This is a genomic window from Nonomuraea insulae, from assembly GCF_042656245.1.
Window position 1 is genome coordinate 32,915 of record NZ_JBHSPA010000007.1, and the last position, 21,759, is coordinate 54,673.

Consider the following 21,759-nt stretch of genomic DNA (forward strand, 5'->3'; position numbering starts at 1 on the left):
CGGCTCTCACTGTTGGGTATGTGCAGCGTGGAGCGCAGGGTCAGCCCGTTGTGCTGGAAGTCGTGTGCCTTGATCACGGGGTCTCCCAGTGGAAAACGTGCCGTCCCGCTCCTGCATCGAGGGCGGTGTCCGGATCGGTGGGCAGGTGAACGGCCGCAGTGGTGTTCGCGGGCACCACGACGACGAGCGTCCCCTGGTTGCCGGTCCGGTTCCAGCTGACCTCGGCCCGGCCGTACGGGGTGTCGAGCGCGGCGCGGGCGTGGGTGAGGCCGCCGCCGGGGCGCGGGCGCACCATCAGCCGCCGGTAGCCGGGGGTGGCCGGGGCAAGTCCGGCGATGGTGCGGTGCATCCAGTCGGCGACCGCACCGAGCGCGTAGTGGTTGAAAGAGGTCATCTCCCCCGCATTGACCGAGCCGTCGGACAACATGCTGTCCCAGCGTTCCCATATCGTGGTGGCGCCCATGGTGACCGCGTACAGCCAAGACGGGCACTCCTTCTGTAGCAGTAGCTGGTAGGCGTCCTCGACGGCGCCGGCGTCGGTGAGGGCATCGCAGACGAGCGGGGTGCCGACGAAGCCCGTGCCGATGCGGTGGCCGTTCGCCCGCACCAGCTCTGCCAGGCGCCCGCCCGCGTGGGCTCGGCGTTCGTCGCTGTTAAGGAGCCCGAATCGCAGAGCCAGGGCGTACGCGGTCTGCGAGTCGCTGGTCATCTTGCCCTCGGACGTCGCGTACGCGGCGTCGAAGGCGGCCCTGACCCGCTCGGCCAGCTCCCGGTAGCGGGCGGCGTCGGCGGTGCGGCCGAGCAGTGCGGCGGTCTCGGCGACCAGGCCGGCGGAGTACGCCAGGTAGGCGGTGGCGACCAGGCCAGGATCGGTCTGCGCCTCGAAGGGCCGTTCTGGCGGGGCGGTCGGGTCGAGCCAGTCTCCGAGCTGGGACCCGGTGTCCCACAGGCAGCTTTCGCCCGCCAGACCGGCGATCTGGTCCACCCACGCCCTCATGCTCGGGTACTGCTCCCTCAGCAGGCCGAGGTCGCCGGTGCGCTGGTAGAGGGTCCACGGCACGATGACCGCCGCGTCGCCCCAGGCGGCGGTCGGCAGCGCGTCGGGGACGGGCGGGAGCGCGATCCAGGGGACGAAGACGGGGACGGTGCCGTGGCGGCGGTGCTCGGCGGCGAGGTCGGCGAGCCAGGACGTCAGCGGACCGGCGCAGTCGTACAGGAAGGCCGCGGTGGGGGCGAAGACCTGGATGTCGCCGGTCCAGCCGAGGCGTTCGTCGCGCTGGGGACAGTCGGTGGGCAGGTCGACATAGTTCCCGCGCATGCTCCAGCGCACGTTGTCGTGCAGCCGGTTCAGCAGCGGCTCGGAGCAGGCGAAGTCGCCGATGGGGCGCATGTCGGTGTGGCACACGACTGCCACGACGTCGCTCGGTCGCAGGTCTCCCGGCCAGCCGTCGATCTGGGCGTAGCGGAAGCCGTGGACAGTGAAGCGCGGTTCCCAGGTCTCGGGCTCGGCGTCTCCGCGCAGGATGTAGCGGTCGTGCGCCGCGGCATGGCGCAGCGGCCGGAGCGCCAGGGCGCCGCCGTCCAGGACTTCGGCGTGGCGTAGCGAGACAGTGTGCCCGGCCGGGCCCTGCACGCGGATGCGCAATCGTCCGGCGATGTTCTGGCCGAAGTCGAGGATGGTCTCGCCGTCCGGACCGGTGAGGACCCCTGCCGGGTGGAGGATCTCGGTGCGACGTACGGGCGGGCCGGTCGGCGCGACAAGAAGGGCCGGGTCGTGATGCAGGACCTCGGTGGGCAGCCAGGCGGAGACGTCGAAGCCGGGCCTCGACCAGCCTTCGGGGAGCAGGCGGGCGTCGTGGGTCTCACCGTCGTACAGGCTCGCGGCCGTGACAGGACCGGTCGCGCAACGCCAGGCGGCGTCGGTGACCACAACGTCGGTAGTGCCGTCGGCATAGGTGATCTCCAGCTGGGCGATCAGCACGGTGCGGTCGCCGTAGACGGCGGACCTGCCGCCGGCGAAACCGACGCGGCCGCGCCACCAACCGTCCGCGAGGGTGGCGCCGATCGTGTTGACTCCCTCGCACAGCAGGGCCGTGACATCGTGGGTGCGGTAGCGCAGGCGGTGTTGGTAACTCGTCCAGCCGGGAGCGAGCACGTCGTGGCCGACGACCTGGCCATTGATCTCGGCCTCGTACATGCCGTGGGCAGTGATGTACAGGCGAGCGCGCTCGACGGGTCCGCGCAGGGTGAAATCACGACGTAGCAGTGGGGCGGGGCCGTCGGCATCGGCTAGAAGGTCCCGGGGTGGCGCGGTCGCTCCGGCCTGCCAGTCGGCAGAGTCGAGCAGGCCGGTCTCGGCCCAGGACCAGGCGCTCCAGTCACTGGTCGAGCCGTCGTGACCATGGACGCGTACTCTGACGCCGCGCCGTTCGCGCGAGCGCAGCTCCGGGCCAGGCCAGGAGACGAGCACCGACTCCCCCGACTCGACGAGGCCGGTAGACGTGCCGCCGCTGAGCTCCATCTCGTACGCCCGTTGCAGCCAGCCGGGGATGTCAGTCTGGATGATCCATGACAGACGCGGGACGCGTTCGCCGATGCCGAGGGGGTCGCGGTGGTGTTCGAAGCTGATCGGTTCGACGGTCAGGAAGGTCATGTCACCCCTTGATGGCGCCGGCGGTCATTCCGGCGACGATTTTGCGGTTGAAGAAGACGAAGGCCAGCAGGGGCGGAATGGTGATCAGGACGATGTCCATGAACAGCAGGTTCCATTGGGTGCTGTACTGGCTCTGGAAGTTGTAGAGGGTAACCTGCACCGTGGCGTTCTCGGTGCCCGGGGTGAAGTACAACGGGTTGACGAAGTCGTTGAATACGGCCACGGACGTGGTCAGGACGACCGTGATGGTGACCGGCCGCAGCAGCGGGAAGATCACGCGGAAGAACAGCGTGAGGCCCGCGCAGCCGTCGATCTGGGCGGCCTCGTCCAGTTCGCGCGGGATGGCCGCGATGAACGCGCGGAACAGCAGCACCGCGTACGACAGGCCGAAGGCGACTTCGACGAGGATCAGCCCGGGCAGCGTCTTGAACAGACCGAGGGCCTGCAGCAGCCAGATGGTGGGCACGATCGCGGGCGGGATGATCAGCCCGGACAGCACCAGGAAGTTGGCCACCCTGCCGATCGCACCCGCGCGTCGCTGCAGCACGAACGCGGCCAATGCGGCGAAGACGACGATCAGCGCCACCGAGGCGACGGTCAGGACGGTGGAGTTGACGAAGGCGCGCAGCAGCACGTAGTCGCGCGCCTCGACGACCTGGATGAAGTTCTCCACCGCCCGCCACTCGACGGGCCAGGCGAAGTCCAGATCCGCGGACTGCGCCCGGTCCTTGATGGCGGTGAGCAGCATGAACGAGAACGGCACCAGGAAGATCACGGTGGCCAGGACGAACGCGATCGTCTCCGCGCCGAGTCTCTTGAGCGTGCTCATGCGGCGACCTGCCTCTTGCCGAGGAAGTGGTTGAGCGGGACGACGATGGCCGTGACGATGATGAACAGCAGCACGTTCCCGGCGGTGGACAGGCCGAAGAAGCCGGCCTGGTACTGCTTGTAGATGATCGAGGCGATGGTGTCGCTGGTGAAGCCGGGTCCACCGCGGGTCATCGTCCAGATCAGGTCGAACGAGCGCAGCCCGCCGATGAACGACAGGATGATCACCGAGTACGTGGCCGGCCAGCTCAGCGGCAGCGTGACATGCCTGAAGCGGTGCCAGGCGGTGCCTCCGTCGACCGCGACCGCCTGGTAGTAGTCCTGGGGGATGGACAGGATCCCGGCGATGTAGATCACCGTGGCCAGGCCCACGCCCTTCCACACGTCCACCAGCGCCACCGACAGCAGCGCCGTGTTGGCGTCGCCGATCCAGTCGGGTCCGTCGACGCCGACCAGCGCGAGGACCTTGTTGACCAGCCCGGTGTCCGGCCGCAGCAGCGCACTGAAGGTGATGCCCACGGCCACCGTGGATACCAGCACGGGGAAGAACACCACCGAGCGCAGGAAGCCGCGCAGCCGCAGCCTGCTGGTGAGGAGCACGCCGAGCAGCAGCCCGAGCACCACCTTGAGGCCGCTGGTGGCGACCGCGTAGAAGATGGTGTTCTGGAAGCCGATGCGCAGGTTCTGCTCGGCCAGGAAGTCGCGGAAGTTGTCCAGGCCGACGAACGTGCTGTCGAACAGGGTCCAGCGGGTGAGCGCGAAGTAGAACGCCATCACCGTCGGCACCAGGAAGATCACGACGTAGACGACCGCGGCGGGCAGGTAGAGCGCGTACGGGTAGGCCGACCTGCGCTTGGCCGGCGAGCGGGCGTGCCGATGGCCGGGCGGCGCGCCGGGCCCACTGAGGGGCCCGGCATACTGCTTCGTCACCACCCTGCCAGCCCCAGTTGTTTGGCCTGCTTCTCCACGTCTTTGTCGTACTGGGCGGCGCCTTCGGCGGCCGGTGTCAGCCCGGAGCCGACGGCGACGGTGATCTGCTCCAGGGACGGGCCCTTGATGGGCGACAGGAACTCCAGCGCGGGTGAGGTGGCGCCCTTGTCGATGTAGGCCTGCAGGTCCTTGGCCACCTGGATGGCATCGTCGGGCAGCTTGGCGCCCTTGATACGGTACGGCCCGGACGGCTGCACGGCCGCGGTCACCGCCTGCGTGCCGGCTGGCGAGGCGACGAAGGCCAGGAACTTCTTGGCCGTGTCGAGTTTCTCGGTGGTCTTGGCGATGTAGATGGCCGGAGGCTCCCAGACGGTGGCGCCGTTCTTGGCCGGGTCGGTGCCGGGGATGCCGAAGAGGCCGACGTCGGTGGCTGTCTGCGGATAGGTCGCCAGCAGCGGTGGCAGCAGCCCGCTGAGCATCGCGTAGTGCGCGCCCTTGCCTTCGACCAGCATCTTCAGGCCCTGGTCGAGGGTGGCCGAGCCGAAGCCCTTGTTGAGGTAGTCCTTGGCGTGCACGTCGGCGAGGTGCTGGAACCCGCCCGCCGCGGCGGGCGTGGTGGCGTACTTGGCCTTGCCCGCGGTGTAGTCCGTCGCGAAGTTCGGCGCCGCGGCCTGGACGTTGTGGTAGTCGGCCAGCACGAAGATCTGCGAGGTCCAGGTGTCCTTGAACGTGCTGATCACCGGGGTGATCCCCGCTGCCTTGATCTTGTCGTTGTTCGCCATGAACTCGGCCCAGGTCTTGGGGACCTCCAGCTTGAGCTGCTCGTAGACCTTGCGGTTGTAGAGGATGCCGCCGCCCGTGAGCGTGGTGGCCGGGACGCCGTACACCTTGTTCTCCTGCGTCACGACGGGCAGGTATTCGGGCTGGACGCTGGCCAGGACGGAATCGCCGGTGAGGTCGACGAGGGTCTGGGCCGGGTTGAGCGCCTGCAGCAGCGAGCCGGAGTTGTACCAGAACACGTCCGTCATCTCGCCGGTGGACAGCCGGGTCTTGACGACGTTGTCGCCCTCGCTGCCGCCCGGCTGATTCTCCATCTCGATCTTGACCTTGGGGTTGGCCTTCATGAAGGCGTTGGCCAGCGCTTTGGAGGTGTCCACGGTCGACTGGTCGCTGCCCGTCATGAAGGACAGGGTCACGGCGCCGTCGGCAGCCGGTTCCGAGGTGGATCCGCATGAGGTAAGGGCCGCCGTCGCGAGCACGGCCAGGGCCGCGGCAAGCGTGCGGTGGGAGGTCTTCACACACCCCTCCAGGGTTATCGAATCGTTTTAAGCGACTCCCCGATGCGGTTAACGTAGGCGTTACTCGAGAGGCTGTCAAGGTGCTATTTGGGTAACGGTTTTCAGTATTTATGCAGATGAGACGGCTGATGAAGCTCTTATTAGAGCAACGTTTCCCCCGCTGACCAGCACGTTCCGGAAGAAGCGGAGAGTGGGCGTGAGGCGGCGGGGACGTTCTTCGACTGCCTCAGGCGGGCGGCGCGGCCGTTGAGCCGCGGACGACCAGGCTCGGAGTGACGGAGAAGCGCACCGGCGTCATGCGACCTTCGACGCGTTCGAGCAGCAGCTTGCCCGCGGCGCGGCCCATCTCGCCGCCGTCCTGGTCGACGCTGGTCAGCGCGATGTTGGGCAGCGCGGCCAGGTGGGTGTTGTCGTAGCCGGCGACCGAGACGTCCGCCGGGACCGACAGGCACGCCTCGTGCAGCGCGGCGAGAGCGCCGAGGGCCGCCTGGTCGGCTCCGGCGAAGATCGCCGTCGGGCGCGGCGTACGATCAAGCAGCTGCCGGGCACCGTCGTAGCCGCCCTTCTCGCTGTAGAAGCTGGTCGCGACAGCGATCTCATCGGCGAGCCCGTGCTCGCCCATGACGCGTTCATAGGTCGCCGACCGGATGTTGTGCAGCAGATCGCCGGGCCGGGCGATGCTGTCGTCCTGGTGCGTGATGTGCGCGATCCGGCGATGACCCAGCTCGATCAGGTGCTCGACCACGAGTTCGGCGCCCGCCTCGTCATCATCGAACACTGAGTCGTAGTGCGGCGACCGTTCGTGGCGCGCGAGCACCACGAGCGGCTTCTCCTTCGCCACCTCCTCCAGGCGCGCTCTCGATGCCAGCGGAGCGACCATGATGATCCCGTCCACCTGCCGGTCCACCAGGGCGTCGACCGCCCGCTGCTCGACCTTGCGGGTGGCGCCGCCCTGAATCATGAACGCCTGGTAGTCGGTGGTCTCGAGGTATGCGGTCAGGCCGTCGAGGATGTCGGCGAAGAACGGGTTCCTGATGTGCGGCAGCACCAGGCCGATCGTGAAGGTGCGCCCGCGCATCCCCCGGGCCACGGCCTGCGGCCGATAGCCGAGCTCGTCGATGGCCGCCTTGACCCGGTCCTTCATGGCCGGGCTGACGCCATAGGCGTTGCGGATCACCTTGGACACCGCCGTGACGGACACCTGGGCGTGGCTCGCCACGTCGGAGATCGTCACTCGTCGTCGACCAGGCGTGACCATGAAACTCCATCTCCCGAGGCGTGCTCCGATTGTACGAGCACAAGGCAGGGCCCGATCTGAGCCGGTACCGGTTACCGACGGCGATATCGCCGCAGGGACCCCCTGTGTACTCGCTGCATGCCCACCGACCTGCCAGCACCGATGGACCAGGACCTATCACAGTCCCACGGGGGCTGCTGACCGAACGCATCGCGCGTCAGCTGGGGCATGACATCCGATCCGGCGAGATCCGGGTGAGCGCCAAGCTGCCCTCCGACGCGAGCTGGTCGCCCAGTTCGGCGCGAGCCACAACGTCGTGCGCGAGGTGCTACAGCGGCTGGAGGCCAGCACCTGATCGAGGTGGCGCCCGGCGGGGGTTCATTCGTCAGGGAACAGTCCTCACAACACGCGCGCGACTACGACGCCCTCTGACGAAGGCATCACCGGCCTCGGCGACGCGACACACTCAACGGACGCGAGCTCGCCGTGGCCAGCTACCTGCGCGACCACGTGGTGCTTCTGCTGTTGGGGATCGACCTCCATCGCATCGAGGACACCTGGCAGTCCCTCTACCGGGGCGCCTACTGGCGGCGCGGGCCGGTGACGATGGCCGCCATCGCCGCGGTGGACGTGGCGTTGTGGGACATCAAGGCCAAGGTCGCCGGGCTCCCGCTGTACCAGTTGCTGGGCGGCACGAGCCGCGAGCGCGTCTGCACCTACGGCCACGCCAGCGGGCGCGACGTCCCCGAGCTGTTCGACTCCATCCGGGTGCGACTGGCTGAGGGCTACCCCCACGATCCGCGTGCCGACGGGCGTGCCGGGGCTCGAGCTCGTGTACGGCGTCACGTTCGGCACCGGGACCCGTCCCTGCTGCACGACGCCCACCGCCTCACGCCGATCCAGGCGGCCCCACACCACTACACCGCGCAGCACCAGATCAAGAGCGCCATCCACGGGCCCGAGGATATCTCTCCGTTCGGCATGGCCGCCGCGATCCACCTGGACCTGGCGATCCACAACTTCGGCATCCAGGGATACGCCGGCTGCACCGAGCTGACCGACGCGCTGTTCCCCCACGCCTTCACCTTCGCCGACGGGCATCTGCACCGGGCGAAGCGCCCGGGTGCGGTGTCGGCCTCGACGAGGAACCGGCGGCCGCGCACCCCTACGAGGCGGCGTACCTGCCCATCAACCGGCTTCAGGATGGCACGATCCACGCCTGGTGAGGCCGCGTCTACGCGCCCCAGCCGGCCTGCTGGCCGCCGACGCGTTCGGCGGCGATTTTTTCGAAATATCCGGACTTGGCGTAGGCGGCCATCGGGTCGGGCGCCAGCCCCAGCTCCTCGCGCAACCCGGCCAGCAGCGGCCGCACGTCGGTGTTGTAGGCGTCCATGAGCACGGCGTTCGCGCCCAGCACGTCGCCCTCACGCTGGGCCGCGGCCAGCGCGCCCGGGTCCACGAGCAGCGCCTTGGCGGTGGCCTCCTGCACGTTCATGACCGAGCGGATCTGACCGGGGATCTTCGGCTCGATGTTGTGGCACTGGTCCAGCATGAAGGCGACCCCGGTCGCCGGGTCCAACCCGCCCCCGCGCACCACTTCGTACATGATGCGAAACAGCTGGAACGGGTCCGCCGAGCCGACCATCAAATCGTCGTCGGCGTAGAAGCGGGAGTTGAAGTCGAAGCCGCCGAGCTTGCCCTCGCGCAGCAGGAACGCCACGATGAACTCGATATTCACGCCGGGCGCGTGGTGGCCGGTGTCCACGACAACCTGGGCCTTGGGGCCGAGCTTGACGCAGTGTGCATAGGCGGTGCCCCAGTCGGGCACGTCGGTGGTGTAGAAGGCCGGCTCGAACAGCTTGTACTCCAGCAGGAACCGCTGCCCCTCGCCCAGCCGCTCGTACACCGCGGCCAGCGCCTCGGCCAGGCGGTCCTGACGAGCCCGGATGTCGTCCTGGCCCGGATAGTTGGTGCCGTCGGAGAACCACAGCTTCAGCGTGTCGGAGCCGGTGGCGTCCATGATGTCGACGCACTCCAGCAGATGCCCCAGCGCCTTGCGGCGCACCGCCGGGTCGGAGTTGGTGACGCTGCCGAGCTTGTAGTCCTCGTCCTGGAAGACGTTGGAGTTGATCGCGCCGATGCCCACCCCCAGGTCGCGGGCGTGGCGGGACAACTCGGCGTAGTCCTCCACCTTGTCCCAGGGGATGTGCAGGGCGACCGCGGGCGCGATCCCCGTGTAGGCGTGCACCTGAGCAGCGTCGGCGAGCTTCTCATACGGATCGCGCGGCACCCCTTGCTGCGCGAATACCTTGAACCTGGTGCCGCTGTTGCCGTACGCCCATGACGGCGTCTCGATGTGCTGCGCCCGCAGCGTGGCCTTGATGTCCATATCACTCCCGGGGCAGACGTGACGGCTCCCGCTCCGGCCCCACAGAGCGGGAGTCAGGCTTCAGAAGTCGAAGTCGTCGATGTTGTCCTTGGTGAACACGAACGGGTCGCCGAGCAGGATGGCGCCGTCCTTGCCCACGGTGTACTCGCCGAGCTTGCCCGCGGTGAACTTCTCGCCCTCCTTGCCGGTGATCAGGCCGGAGGCCAGCGCCCCGCCGGTGTACGCGGCCAGGTAACCCAGGTCGGAGGGGTTCCATAGCGCGAAGGACTTGACAGTGTCGTCCTTGATGTAGGCGCGCATCTGGTTCGGCGTGCCCAGCCCGGTCAACTGGACCTTGCCTTTGTACGCCGAGCCGGACAGGTAACGGGCCGCCGCCGCGACGCCCACCGTGGTCGGGGAGATGATGCCCTTGAGGTCCGGGTATTTGGCGAGCAGGCCCTGGGCCTCCTGGAAGGACTTCTGGTCGTCGTCGTCGCCATAGACGGTGGCGACCAGCTTCAGCTTGCTGTACTCCGGCTTGGCCAACTCGGTCTTCATCATCTCGATCCAGGCGTTCTGGTTGGTCGCGTTGGCCGTGGCGGACAGGATCGCGATCTCGCCGCCGTCCGCACCGACCGCCTCGGAGATCAGCTTGATCTGGGAGGAGGCGATGCCTTCGGCGCTGGCCTGGTTGATGAAGGCGTCCCGGCAGGTGGGGTTGGTGTCGGAGTCGTAGGTCACGACCTTGGCGCCCGCGGCGCGGGCCTCGTTCAGCGCGCCGCAGATGGCGTCCTTGTCGTTGGCCGAGACCACGATGACGTCGGAGCCTTGCTGAGAGAGCGTGTTGATATAGCTGACCTGCGCCGACGGGCTGGCCTCTGATGGGCCGGTCTGGCTGTAGGCGCCCTTGAACTCCGCCACCGCGACCTTGCCGCCCTTGTTGTCGGAGGCATCGAAGTAGGGGTTGTTCACCTGCTTGGGCAGGAACGCGACCTTCAAGCCTTCCTTGATCGCTCCCGGTGCCCCGCTGGCGCTTCCGGCGCCGGAAGGCTGGGAAGCGGTCGGCTCTTCCTGGCCTGCGCAACCACTTACGGCGAGGGTGAGCGCGGCGAGCATCGCCAGAGCGATGGCCCGGCCGCGTGTGTTTCTCGCTGCCATGATGTGTCCTTTCGGCGGGCCGCTCACTCGGCCGCGGTCTGGGGAAGGGGGGTGGCGGGTCGTCGCCGGCGCAGCCGCTCGCGGATCATGCCGACGATGTTGGGTCCCACAACGGAGACGATGAGCAGGGATCCGGTGATGATGGTGAGGGTGTTGGCTGGTACGTAGGCGAGTTGCAGGGCGTTGCGCAGGACGCCGAGCAGGATGACCGCGGCGATGACACCGATCAGACGGCCCCGGCCACCGAAGATCGACACGCCTCCGAGCAGGACCGCGGCCACGACGGCGAGTTCGAGACCCGTACCGTTGTCAGCGCGGGCGCTGGCGAAACGCAGGGTCCAGAAGACCCCGGCGAGTGCCGACATGGCTCCGGTGGCGACGAACAGCCAGAACTTCGTCCGCGCGACGGAGATGCCGGTGAAGCGGGCGGCCTCGGCGTTGTTCCCCATGGCGAACAGGCCGCGCCCGATCGGGGTGGCATGCAGGACGATGCCGAAGACGAGGGCGAGCACGGCCACCACGGTGATCACCCAGGGGATGGTCAGGCCGGGGATGGGGGCGATCGCGCCCATCGTCCACTCGGGCGGGTAGTCGGCCACCGCCCGGTCGCCGAGCACCACGTAGGCCAGCCCGCGGTAGAGGGCGAGCGTGCCGATGGTCACGGCCAGCGACGGCAGCCCGAACCCGGTCACGAAGACTCCGTTGACCGCGCCGAGCAGCGCACCCAGCAGCAGGCCGACGACAATGAGCAGTGGCAGCGAGTTGATCCCCCACAGCCACATCTGGCCCATCACTGTGCAGGTCAGGCCGAGGACGCTGGCCACCGACAGGTCGATCTCGCCGGTGATGACGACCAGCGTCATGGGCAGCGCGATCAACGCGATCGGGATGATCTCCAGTGAGACGAACCGCCAGAAACGCGGGCTAGCCACGCCCTCGATGGCCAGCGCGCCGACGAGCACCACCACGATCAAGGCGATGAGCAGGGCAGTGTCCCATGATCCAAAGACCGACCGCGAGCGCGCCATCCGTTCCTTCACGCTCCCTCCTTCCGCGTCGAGTGGCGTAGCGTGCGTACGAGCCGGACGGCCAGCGCCCTGTCGAGGCCGATGGCGGCCAGAATCAGCGCGCCGACCGCGGCGCGCTGCCAGAACGGGCTCACTCCGAGCACCGGCAGAGCGCTGCCAATGGTGGTGAGGAGGACCGCGCCGAGTACGGCGCCGTAGACCGAGCCGCTGCCGCCGAAAATGGCCACGCCGCCGACCACGACAGCGGCGACCACGTTCAGCTCGAAACCAGAGCCGGCGTTGGCGTCCAGCGTGCCGAAGCGGGCCGCATACAGGACGCCGGACAAGCCGGCCAGCGCGCCGGAGACGACGAACGTGGCGAACACGCGGCGGCCGACGGGGATGCCGGACAAGCGGGCGGCGGCCGGGCTGGAGCCGATGGCGTACAGCTCCCGCCCGCTGCGGTAGGTGCGCAGGTAGTAGCCCGCCACGACGAGCACGGCCACGGCGAACAGAGTCAGCACCGGTACGCCGAGCAGTGTTGCGCTGCCCATCCGCAGGAAGCCGGGCGGCATGTTGGCGGCGTTGATCTGTCGGCCGGTGGCCCAGGTGTAGTCGATGCCCCGGAAGACGTACAGGGTGCCGAGTGTGACCACGAGCGCCGGGACCCGGGCGGTGGCGATCAGCGCGCCGTTCACCAGCCCGCACATCGCTCCCAGCAGCACGCCGACGGCCAGCACGACCGGGATCGGCAACCCGGGGTTGGCGACGAACAGGGTGCCGCTCGCGAACGCCGTCAACCCCAGCACCGACCCGACGGACAGGTCGACATTGCGAGTGACGACCACGATGGTCTGCCCGACCGCGAGAATCGCCAGGATGGTCGAGCTGAGCAAGAGGTCCTTGACGCCCTGCGCGGTCAGGAAGCGCGGGTTGACGATCACGGTCACGGCGATGAGCAGGGCGAGGGCCAGAACGATGCCCAACTCCCTGATGACGAAGACGCGCTGGACGAAGCGCGAGCCGTTCTGTCTGGGCCGCTGGGACGGCGGCTGGGTTTGCAGGGTCGTCATCGCGTACCGCCCTGGCCGGTGGCGGCGTACATGACCGTTTCCTCATCCGCCTGCTTCCGCGGGATATCCGCGGTCAGCCGCCCCTCATGCATGACCAGCACCCGGTCGGCCATGCCGAGCACCTCTGGCAGTTCACTGGAGATCATCAGTACTGCCACGCCTTGTCCGGCCAGCTCCGACAGCAGCCGGTGCACCTCGGCCTTGGTTCCCACGTCGATGCCCCGGGTCGGCTCGTCGACCATCAGCACCCGTGGATCGGTCGACAGCCACTTGGCCAGCACCACCTTCTGCTGGTTGCCGCCGGACAGCGCCGACACCGGATCAGTCAGTCGGGCGGCCTTGACCTGCAGCCGAGCGCTCCAGAACTGAGCCGCCTCGCGCTCGGTCTCCCCGAACAACAGTCCCAGCCTGCTCAGTGACCAGCGGCGGGTCAGCGTCGCGTTGTGCTCCACCGACATCTCCATCACCAGGCCCTGCTGGCGGCGGTCCTCCGGGACGAGCGCCAGCCCGGCGGCGATGGCCGCGACGGTGTCGCCGCGCGGCAACCGCCTGCCGTCCACGAGAACCTCGCCGGCGTCGTAACGGTCCACGCCGAACACCGCGCGCGCCACCTCGCTGCGCCCCGCCCCGACCAGCCCCGCCAGAGCGACGATCTCTCCCGCGCGCACGGTGAATCCCACGTCGGCGAACACCCCGTGCCGGGTCAGCCCGCGCACCTCCAGACGGGGCTCGCCCACCGCCGCGTCGATCTTCGGGTAGAGGGCCGACACCTCGCGTCCGACCATCCGGCGCACCATCTCATCGACGGTCAGGGCATCGGCCGAGTCGGTGGAGACCCACCGGCCGTCGCGCATCACGGTGATCCGCTGGCACAGCGCGAAAACCTCGTCGAAACGGTGCGAGATGAACAACATCGCGGTGCCCGACTCCCGCAGTGATCGCACGACAGCGAACAGCCGCTCGACCTCTACCCCCGACAGCGCCGCTGTGGGCTCGTCCATGATGAGGATGCGCGCGTCGAAGGCCAGCGCCTTGGCGATCTCTACGAGCTGCTGGTCGGCGATAGACAGCCCACGTGCGGGCCGGTCGGGATCCAGCGGCACGCCCAGCCGGTCGAACAGCTCCGCGGCCTTGGCGCGCACCGCCTTGGCGTCGATGCGGCGCAGCCCGCGCAGCGGCTGGCGGCCCATAAAGATGTTCTCCGCCACCGACAGGTCGGGGAAAAGCGTCGGCTCCTGGTAGATCACCGCGATCCCCGCGGCCTGAGCGTCCGCCGGACCCGACAGGACCACCTCTTGCCCGTCAAGGAGCAACATTCCCGAGTCTGGCTGGTGAGCCCCGGCAAGGGTCTTCACCAGCGTGGACTTGCCCGCCCCGTTCTCACCCACCAGAGCGTGGACCTCACCGGCCCGCAGCTCCAGCTTCACGTTCCACAGTGCCTGCACGGCGCCGAAAAACTTGCTGATGTTCCGTAACTCCAGGACAGGAGGTGAGTCAGCCACGTGCCCTCCCAGCGCGATCAAGGCAAAACGTTTTAAGTGTCCCAGACCGTAGGTCGATCTCTCGCGGCGTGTCAATAGCGCGGTCACACTCGTGCGCGGAACCGCGGCCGAAAGCCTTCCGACCACACCACTTGCCCAGGTTGACCGGCCTGTACGAGGGCTTCCAGCCGACAAGCGAGACTCCATCGACCTGATTCGCCGGCGATGGTGCGTGCCGGACGTGAGGTCACATACGAGCGAGCAAGAACCGTCCATGGATGGCATCTCCACGCCGTGGAATCCGGTTTCGCCTGATCCAGGCCCGTTTCAACATGGGTAACAATACACATTTAGCTACCCACCGCATAGGTATGACTTCGGCCTTGCGCGAGTATCGATACTCAGATAGCCCTTGACTGCAGACCAGGTAAAGCTTACGTTAACGAGATAGCGGATCGCTTAAATCGTTTTAGCGAGCCCGGAGGCGGCATTGTGCACCCCTATCGCACCTGCGTCCACGATTACCTGGCCATCTCCGCGATGGCAGCCCCAGCTCCGCCACGCACGAATTTCTCCTAAGCGCTGACTTACTCGACGCTCCCGAGCGCCATCCTCATGCCTGCCCAAGCGGGGTCACCCGACGGATCCTCAAGCGGGTGTCGTGCCCGCAGGTGGTTCTGCGGCGATGGGACGCCGACGACGAGGCCAGCGCCTGATTGACCTCCCCTGTTACGGGGCGAGAACGCCTGGCTGCCCTCCAACCCGAGAGGCAGCATCCAGGCGCAAGCAGGCGAAGTACCAGCCGGCTCGACAGCATCGGCCGGGAAGGAAGTGACTCCGGTGTTCAGCTTACGTCGTCGGATACGCGTGCTCACGGGGCTGGGAGTGTCCGTCACCCTCCTGCTCACGCAACCAATCAGCGCGCCACCGGCCATCGCCGCCGGTGGCCAGTCTTACGTCGAGGTCATCGACCTCCATGTGGACGGCAGATACGACGAACCCCTCGGCATCGACACCACCACCCCCACCGTGGGGTGGCGCATGAAAGAGGCCAGACAAGCCGCCGCTCATCCGTGCCACCGACCGAACTCGTCGGCCGCGTGCCCTGCCGACAGCCAGACCGCCTACCAGGTACAGGCCGCACCGAGCGAGGAGAACCTCAAGCGCGGTCGGCTGATCTGGGACTCCGGCAAAGTCAACGCCGCCGCTCAGTCCGGCATCCGTTATCGCGGCCAGGCCCTGAGTTCGCGCCAGAAGGTCGTCTGGCACGTGCGCGTCTGGGACGCCGAGAAGAAGGCTTCGGACTGGAGCAAACCGTCCACCTGGGAAATGGGCCTGCTGCAGCAGAGCGATTGGGGGACGGCTCGCTGGATCGAATATCCGGGCCGTACCGAAGCGCAACCCATGCCGATCTTCGCCCGTCAGTTCGGCATTGACCGCAAGAAACGCGTGGCCAGCGCTCGTCTGTACCTGTCAGGCATCGGCCTGCATCTGCCGACACTGAACGGCCGCGAACTCAGCGACGAGGTGCTCGCGCCGGGCAACTCCAACTATCAGCTCTCCAGTGAGTACCGCACCTACGACGTCACCGGCGACCTGCGCGCCGGAGCCAACACCCTCGGCATCCGGCTCGGCAACGGCCCCGCCTACGTGCGGCGCAGCGTGACCAACCCGGCCGTGGGACGCACGGCTCCGTACTCATGGTGGCAAAGCCAGTTGAAGGGCAGCGGCGCTCTGGCCGCCGACGCCGTGGCCGGCACCGAGACCGTGAAACTTGACAACGTCGCCAATTACCACGTCGGCGGCACTATCAACATCGACACCGGCAACGGCGGCGACAACCTCGAATCGCGTACGATCACCGCGATCGGCACCGCCGGCGCCGACGGAACGGGGATCACCTTCACGCCGGAGTTGTCCAAGCCGCACGCCGCGGGCGCGGCGGCGACCGGATCGGGCAACAACATCGCCGCCAGTGACCCGAGCGCGGGCGCCGCCGTCACGCCGCGCCTGATCGCACGGCTGGAGATCACCTACAGCAACGGCTCGACGGAGGCCATCGTCTCCGACCGCGGCTGGCGCACCGCGCTCGGCCCCCTCGTCACCGACGCCTGGTACTCCGGCTCGGACTACGACGCGCGCCGCGAGCAGCCCGGCTGGGACTCGCCGGATTCCGATCTGGGAGCGGGCGCCAAGCGGCGCGACGGCTCGGACATGTCCTGGGTGGACGCGGGCATCGCGCCGCCGCCGAACCTCGCCACGAAACTCGTCGCCCGCGCCGCCGAACCGGTCAAGGCCGTCGAGACCTTCACGCCGGTCTCGATGACGAACCCGACACCGGGCACCTGGGTGTTCGACCTCGGCCAGAACTTCACCGGCTGGCCGCAGCTCAGCCTCAAGGGCACCGTGCCCGCCGGAGTCACCATCCGCATGGCTCCGGCCGAATCACTGGCCGCTGACGGAACCGTCGATCAGGCCTCTCTCATGGGCGGCGGCGGCAGCCGGGGCCGCGACCTGTTCAACACCTACACCACCGCCGGACTGCGCGGCGGGGAGAGCTGGCATCCCGATTTCAACTACTTCGGCATGCAGTGGGTCCAGGTCACCGGCCTCCCGGAGGGCTACACACCCGCCAAGGACCTGATCAAGGGCATCCGGCTGCAGGCCTCGATGCCCACCGCGGGAGGGGTGAGCACCTCCAATGCGCGCGTCAACCGCATCCACACGATGGCCCGCTACTCCTTCGCGTCCAACATGATGTCGGTGTTCACCGACTGCCCCGGACGCGAGAAGCTGTCCTACCCGGCCGACTACACGATGCCGATGGGCGCCATCCATCGCAACTACGAGCTGGCCGCCTACCTGCGTACCACGATGCGACACCTCGTCGAGGGACAGTCGATCGCCGACACCCCGATGGCCGGGAACGTGGCCCTGAAGACCCCCGTCTACGACTGGGGCTACACCGGACGCTTCGGCGACGAGATCAACTGGGGCGACGCCATCATCCTGGTCCCGTCCCTGCTGTACGAGCTCTACGGCGACACCGCGACGATGACACGCTACTACGAGCAGATGGTCGACTTCGCCGACTACATCCAGCGTCAGAAGGTGGGGACGGGCGAGAACGCGCACATCGTCGACGCCGCCCTCGCCGACTGGGTCGCCGCCGACCAGACCTCGGGCCGGATCACCGGCACCTGGGGCTATTACAACATGATCACCAAGCTGGCCAAGATGGCCGGGCTGACCGGGCACACCGAGGACGCCGCGCGCTACCAGACCCTCGCCGGCGACATCAAGAACGCCTTCAACGCCCACTTCTACAACCAGCAGCTGCGCCGCTACACCACTGACGGCAACGCAGGGACCACTGGAGCCACCCAGACGGCACAAGCACTCGCGCTCGACGCCGGGCTCGTCCCGGACAGCGAACGCGAGGCCGTCCTCGACGCCCTCGTCGAACTCGTCTACGCCTTCCACCCCAACGGTGAAGGGCCGCACTTCAGCGGCGGCACCATCGGGATGGCGCCGACGGTACGGGCGCTGACCGACGGTGGTCGCGACGACGTCCTGTGGGAACTCCTGCAGGGCAACGATCAGCCGAGCTACGGGTACTTCATGGAGTCCACCACCGCCAACCCCGGCGGTATGACCACCATCGGCGAGCGCTGGAACCGTGGAGACTCCAAGAACCACATGATCCTCGCGCAGATCGAGGAGTGGTTCCACAGCGGCCTGGCCGGGATCCGCGAGGCCGACGGCTCGACGGCGTACCAGAAGCTCATCATCCAGCCCAAGCCGGTGGGCGACCTCACCTTCGTCAAGGGCAGCTACGGCACGCCGCAGGGATTGGCGCGATCCGAATGGAGTCGCGGGCAACGGACGTTCAGGCTGACGGTCGAGGTCCCGGCAAACACCACCGCTGAGGTGTGGGTGCCGGCCAAGGATCGCCGCCCCACCGCCAGCTCGCAGCGGGCCACGTTCCTGCGCATGGAAGGAAACTACGCCGTGTACGGCGTCCCGTCCGGTTCGTTCACCTTCGTGGCGGCAACGACCGGCTGATGGACTGCCGCCCGGGTCTTCGCCAAGACCCGGGCGGCAGCACCGTTACCCTCCCCGTGACGTTGTGCGCGGCCGCTCCGGAACACATCTCGCCCGCATCTCGGCCGTGCACGTGTCGATTAGGAGATCCCGTGAAAAGGATTCGTGGATCCAGCCCACCCGCGGTGCGTCGGCACTTCATCCTCAGCAGGCTGATGTCGATCGTTATGGCCATCGCGATGGCCGTGGCGATGACAGGCAGCCCCTCGGCAGCGGCGGCGTTGCCGACATGGCCGGCGGATCCCAACTGGCAAAGCCTCGTGCCGGGACCGTCGAGCAACGACGTCAGGCCCGCACGTATCGTCCGGACGCAGGGGACCGTCACCAACGCCGGGATCTTGGCCGGCCAGGGCACCGGCTCGGCTGTGCTGACCGTCGCACCTGGAGGCCAGAGCGCCGCCATCGTCCTCGACTTCGGCAAGGAGGTGGGCGGCACGCCCTACATCACCGTCTCCTCCTCAACGCCGACAGCTCCGGCGACGTCGAACACGGTACGCATATCGACCAGCGAGGCACTCGGCTTCCTCACCAACAGCAGCGGTGCGTTCGTCAACGACAACGGCTCCCAGATCAACCTGACCGTCACCGGCGCCCAGACCTACACCGGCGGGCTTCGCGGTGGCTTCCGGTTCGCCGCGATCGAGCTGCGAACCGCCGGCACCATCAGGCTCACGGCAGCCGGGCTCACCTTCAAGGCCCACCGCGCAGGCCCTGACCAGTACCAGGGCTGGTTCATGTCCAGCGACGACCAGCTCAACAGGATGTGGTACGCAGGCGCCTACACCGCCCAGTTGGACATGGTGCCCGCCGGTGTCGCGTCCTGCTTCACGCAACCGGTCATCTTCGACGGTGCCAAACGCGACCGCGCGATCTGGTCCGGCGATCTCGTGATCACCAACCCCGTGGCGCAACTGTCGCTCGGCACCAGCAGCGTGCCGTACGTCAAAGGGTCCATCAACGCAATCATGAACCTTCAGGCCGGCAACGGCCGCCTGACGAGCGCCGTCGGCTTCAGGGGATGTGGCGCCTTCGACTACGCCGTGACCTATTCGGCCTACTCGGCGATCATCGCAGTCCTGTACTACCGCTACACGAATGACACCGCCTACATCACCTCACTCCTGCCCAAGCTCGAGGCCGCATCGGCGTACCACGCGACCAGGCTCGACGCCAACGGCCTGGTGGTCACCAACGATCCCGACTACTGGCAGACGACGCAGAGCGGCGAGGTCACCGAATACAGCCTCGCCTACTACGAACTACTCCAGAACCTGATCTGGCTTGAAGGCAAGGTCGGCACCCCGGCCAGGGTCACCGAGTACACCAACAAGGCCGCCGCACTCAAGACCGCGATCAACTCCCGGCTCTGGAACGCCGGCGCGGGCCTCTACCAGCACACCAACACACGGACCAATGTGTTCCCCCTCGACGCGAACATGAACGCCATTCGACTGGGCGTCGCCTCAGCCAGCAATGTCCAGGGCATCCTGACTTACTTCAAGAACCGGTGGCAGGCACACGGCAGTCAGATCACACAACCAGCCCCAAGCATGACGGACCCCTACGGCCACACCATCGAGCCGCTCAACAACACGTGGGAACTGATGGCGCGAATGCAGGCCGACGACAGCACCGGCGCCCTAGACCTGCTGCGCCGCCTGTGGGGCCTGCAGGTAGACCCGAACAGCACGTTCTACACCGGTACGTTCTGGGAATTCGTGATGAGCAACGGCTTGCCCGACCGGGGGTTCGACAGTCTTGCCCACGCGTGGGGAGCGGGTCCCACCCAGGTGCTCACCGAATCTCTCCTCGGGGTGACGCCGGTCAACCCGGGCTACTCGACGTGGCAGGTGAAGCCACATCCGGCCAACGTCACGTGGGCCCAGGGCCAGACTCCAACGGCCAGCGGGCCCCTGGCCGTCAGATGGGCACAGGACACCACCGGTCAGTTCCACCTTCAGGTCACCTCACCGGCCGGAACAAGCGGTGAGGTCTGGGTGCCCCTGGCCACGCGGGCAAGTGTCAGTTCCGCTCTGACCAGCGGCGCGACATTCCTCCGCCGCAGCGGCCCGTACGACGTCTATGCCGTGGGCAGCGGAACCTTCTCCTTCAGCTCCGCGTCCACAGCCGCGGGCTCGAACGTCACGGTTCAAGCGGAGTCGTTCAGCTCCCAAAGCGGCGTGCAGGCCGTCAATGCCAGTGGCGCCATCGGAGGCCAGCGGCTGGGCTACATCGCCGCCGGCGACTGGGCCGGTTACAGCAGCGTCAACGTCGGAGGCGGTATCTCCTTGCAGGCGCGCGTCTCCTCCGGCGGCAGCGGCGGCACGCTGCAGGTGCGCACCGGGTCACAGACCGGTCCGATCATCGGCTCGGTCGCTGTTCCGGCTACCGGCGGCTGGGACACCTACACCAATGTCACCGCCAACCTGACCGGGGTGCCCTCTGGGACAGCGAACGTCTACCTGACGTTCGTGGGTTCCGGCAACCTGTTCGATATCGACGAGCTCACCTTCGTCAAGTCCTGATGGGATGTTGCCCTGTGACACCAAAGGCTGATCATTCTCACCGAAGGTTGATGACCACCAAGTTCGTGCAACCGAAGTTTGAGTAACGCGGCGCTCGGTCGTCAGGAGTGACGGTGGAGGAACTCGCGGCTGGGGACGCCGATCCGGCGTTAACCGCGTTCGAGCTGGGCTTCTACCAAGACGGCATACGATGCCGCACACCGCTCGGAGCCAGTTGGAATGTGCGGTTCGAGCGGGTGCCGCCGGTGCGCGCGTTCCGTTGGCCCAAGGGCTGGGGACAGCTTCGCAGGCTGGTATTACTCGGCGACGAGCGCCGGTGAGCAAATTGACGAGGCGGCGGCACAGGCATGCGAGGCGACCGAGCGGGCTTGCCGTGCGGTGAGCTGGGAGTATTGCCGCCCCAGCCGGCTGTCCCCTCCCACTTGGATTTCACCAGCCGCAACCTTCTCTGCGGTGCCGGAATCGTGTCGGTCATCGACTTCGAAACCAGCCGCTACGAGGCCGCAGGCCGCAACTTCCTCCGTTTCACCATGCGAACCCTCCACTCACGCCCTGACCTCCGCAACGCCTTCTACACCGGCTACGGACGCCCACCCACGCATACGGAGCAGAATTGATGTACCTGTGCGGTGCCGTCGACGCCGCCGCCATCACCGTGAGCGCCACCGCCAAGCACCAAGATCGCTTCGCCGCTGAGGCTCATGCTGCTTTGAACCGCCTGATGCACGAAGCAGTGCATCAGGCCGACCAGCCGGACGTTTCCGAGGCGACACCCGAGCCCGAAGGGTGTCAATACTCCGCCCAGGGCCGTGAGCTGCGGGTTTGTCTTGGCTTCTGGCCGGAGCAGTGGCCTGGGTCGGGCATGCTCGACTTCGGGGAGTGCAACCGCGCTGGGCATGAGCGCGCGCCAGTCCGACGCCGTAGCGCGACAGTCACATTCCGGTACAACCCGTTGGATGGTGATACGTCGCAACATAAGACGCAATCCGCACGCGCCTGCACCGAAGTCCAGGCCTGCCTAAATAGAAAGCTTAGGGGGAGCCGTGCTGTTCCGGACGGTGAGCGTGGTGGCGATCTCCAGGCCGACCTGTGCCGGC

General features: G+C 67.6%; 15 protein-coding genes and 1 pseudogene. 6 read left to right on the plus strand and 10 right to left on the minus strand.

Annotated features, from left to right (window positions below; genetic code table 11):
- Positions 1 to 73 precede the first annotated feature (73 nt).
- The 5 genes from ACFPZ3_RS05295 to ACFPZ3_RS05315 form a co-directional block, all read right to left on the minus strand.
- The gene (locus tag ACFPZ3_RS05295; protein WP_379512800.1) at positions 74 to 2,653 is read right to left on the minus strand and encodes a glycoside hydrolase family 78 protein; all 2,580 of its coding nucleotides are present in this window, start codon (positions 2,651 to 2,653) and stop codon (positions 74 to 76) included.
- 1 nt (position 2,654) lies between these two features.
- Positions 2,655 to 3,482 carry a carbohydrate ABC transporter permease gene (locus tag ACFPZ3_RS05300; protein WP_379512801.1) on the minus strand — a complete coding sequence of 276 codons (828 nt, stop codon included), beginning with the start codon at positions 3,480 to 3,482 and terminating at the stop codon, positions 2,655 to 2,657.
- The gene (locus ACFPZ3_RS05305; protein ID WP_379512802.1) at positions 3,479 to 4,411 is read right to left on the minus strand and encodes a carbohydrate ABC transporter permease; all 933 of its coding nucleotides are present in this window, start codon (positions 4,409 to 4,411) and stop codon (positions 3,479 to 3,481) included. The genes ACFPZ3_RS05300 and ACFPZ3_RS05305 overlap by 4 nt, the downstream gene beginning before the upstream one ends.
- On the minus strand, positions 4,408 to 5,709 hold the full coding sequence (locus tag ACFPZ3_RS05310; protein WP_379512803.1) for an ABC transporter substrate-binding protein: 1,302 nt from the start codon (positions 5,707 to 5,709) through the stop codon (positions 4,408 to 4,410). Before ACFPZ3_RS05310 ends, ACFPZ3_RS05305 begins: the two co-directional genes overlap by 4 nt.
- Positions 5,710 to 5,935: 226 nt before the next feature.
- Positions 5,936 to 6,967: a LacI family DNA-binding transcriptional regulator gene (locus tag ACFPZ3_RS05315; RefSeq protein ID WP_379512804.1), complete on the minus strand. Its 1,032-nt coding sequence runs from the start codon at positions 6,965 to 6,967 to the stop codon at positions 5,936 to 5,938.
- Positions 6,968 to 7,459: 492 nt separating this feature from the next.
- On the opposite strand from ACFPZ3_RS05315, the pseudogene ACFPZ3_RS05320 reads away from it, so the two are divergent.
- Positions 7,460 to 7,576 (plus strand): annotated as a pseudogene (locus tag ACFPZ3_RS05320) (hypothetical protein); the annotation flags it as partial.
- 604 nt (positions 7,577 to 8,180) lie between these two features.
- On the opposite strand, the gene rhaI reads toward ACFPZ3_RS05320, so the two are convergent.
- From rhaI to ACFPZ3_RS05345, 5 genes are read right to left on the minus strand one after another with little or no spacing between them, the layout of a single operon-like run.
- Positions 8,181 to 9,335, minus strand: coding sequence for an L-rhamnose isomerase (gene rhaI / locus ACFPZ3_RS05325; protein WP_379512805.1), 1,155 nt, complete (start codon positions 9,333 to 9,335; stop codon positions 8,181 to 8,183).
- Positions 9,336 to 9,395: 60 nt separating this feature from the next.
- Complete coding sequence (gene rhaS / locus ACFPZ3_RS05330; RefSeq protein WP_379512806.1) at positions 9,396 to 10,472, minus strand: rhamnose ABC transporter substrate-binding protein; 1,077 nt, start codon at positions 10,470 to 10,472, stop codon at positions 9,396 to 9,398.
- Between the two features lie 23 nt (positions 10,473 to 10,495).
- Positions 10,496 to 11,512: an ABC transporter permease gene (locus ACFPZ3_RS05335; protein ID WP_379512807.1), complete on the minus strand. Its 1,017-nt coding sequence runs from the start codon at positions 11,510 to 11,512 to the stop codon at positions 10,496 to 10,498.
- Positions 11,509 to 12,552 carry an ABC transporter permease gene (locus ACFPZ3_RS05340; protein ID WP_379512808.1) on the minus strand — a complete coding sequence of 348 codons (1,044 nt, stop codon included), beginning with the start codon at positions 12,550 to 12,552 and terminating at the stop codon, positions 11,509 to 11,511. Before ACFPZ3_RS05340 ends, ACFPZ3_RS05335 begins: the two co-directional genes overlap by 4 nt.
- Positions 12,549 to 14,054 carry a sugar ABC transporter ATP-binding protein gene (locus ACFPZ3_RS05345; RefSeq protein ID WP_379512809.1) on the minus strand — a complete coding sequence of 502 codons (1,506 nt, stop codon included), beginning with the start codon at positions 14,052 to 14,054 and terminating at the stop codon, positions 12,549 to 12,551. Before ACFPZ3_RS05345 ends, ACFPZ3_RS05340 begins: the two co-directional genes overlap by 4 nt.
- Before the next feature lie 864 nt (positions 14,055 to 14,918).
- Here ACFPZ3_RS05345 and ACFPZ3_RS05350 point away from each other — a divergent pair.
- The 5 genes from ACFPZ3_RS05350 to ACFPZ3_RS05370 form a co-directional block, all read left to right on the plus strand.
- Positions 14,919 to 18,098, plus strand: coding sequence for a family 78 glycoside hydrolase catalytic domain (locus ACFPZ3_RS05350; RefSeq protein ID WP_379512810.1), 3,180 nt, complete (start codon positions 14,919 to 14,921; stop codon positions 18,096 to 18,098).
- Positions 18,099 to 18,292: 194 nt separating this feature from the next.
- Positions 18,293 to 20,662 carry a carbohydrate-binding protein gene (locus tag ACFPZ3_RS05355; RefSeq protein WP_379512811.1) on the plus strand — a complete coding sequence of 790 codons (2,370 nt, stop codon included), beginning with the start codon at positions 18,293 to 18,295 and terminating at the stop codon, positions 20,660 to 20,662.
- A 113-nt stretch (positions 20,663 to 20,775) separates the two neighbouring features.
- Complete coding sequence (locus ACFPZ3_RS05360; protein ID WP_379512812.1) at positions 20,776 to 20,982, plus strand: hypothetical protein; 207 nt, start codon at positions 20,776 to 20,778, stop codon at positions 20,980 to 20,982.
- A 102-nt stretch (positions 20,983 to 21,084) separates the two neighbouring features.
- A complete protein-coding gene (locus ACFPZ3_RS05365) occupies positions 21,085 to 21,279 on the plus strand; it encodes a BUD32 family EKC/KEOPS complex subunit (protein WP_379512813.1) in 195 nt (64 codons plus the stop codon).
- On the plus strand, positions 21,276 to 21,759 hold a 484-nt coding region (locus ACFPZ3_RS05370; RefSeq protein ID WP_379512814.1), incomplete at its 3' end, for a hypothetical protein. The genes ACFPZ3_RS05365 and ACFPZ3_RS05370, both read left to right, overlap by 4 nt.

Coding starts and splice junctions, on each gene's coding strand:
- ACFPZ3_RS05295 (WP_379512800.1), bottom strand. CDS start 2,653: ATGACCTTCCTGACCGTCGAACCGATCAGCTTCGAACACCACCGCGAC.
- ACFPZ3_RS05300 (WP_379512801.1), bottom strand. CDS start 3,482: ATGAGCACGCTCAAGAGACTCGGCGCGGAGACGATCGCGTTCGTCCTG.
- ACFPZ3_RS05315 (WP_379512804.1), bottom strand. CDS start 6,967: ATGGTCACGCCTGGTCGACGACGAGTGACGATCTCCGACGTGGCGAGC.
- rhaI (WP_379512805.1), bottom strand. CDS start 9,335: ATGGACATCAAGGCCACGCTGCGGGCGCAGCACATCGAGACGCCGTCA.
- rhaS (WP_379512806.1), bottom strand. CDS start 10,472: ATGGCAGCGAGAAACACACGCGGCCGGGCCATCGCTCTGGCGATGCTC.
- ACFPZ3_RS05340 (WP_379512808.1), bottom strand. CDS start 12,552: ATGACGACCCTGCAAACCCAGCCGCCGTCCCAGCGGCCCAGACAGAAC.
- ACFPZ3_RS05355 (WP_379512811.1), top strand. CDS start 18,293: ATGTCGATCGTTATGGCCATCGCGATGGCCGTGGCGATGACAGGCAGC.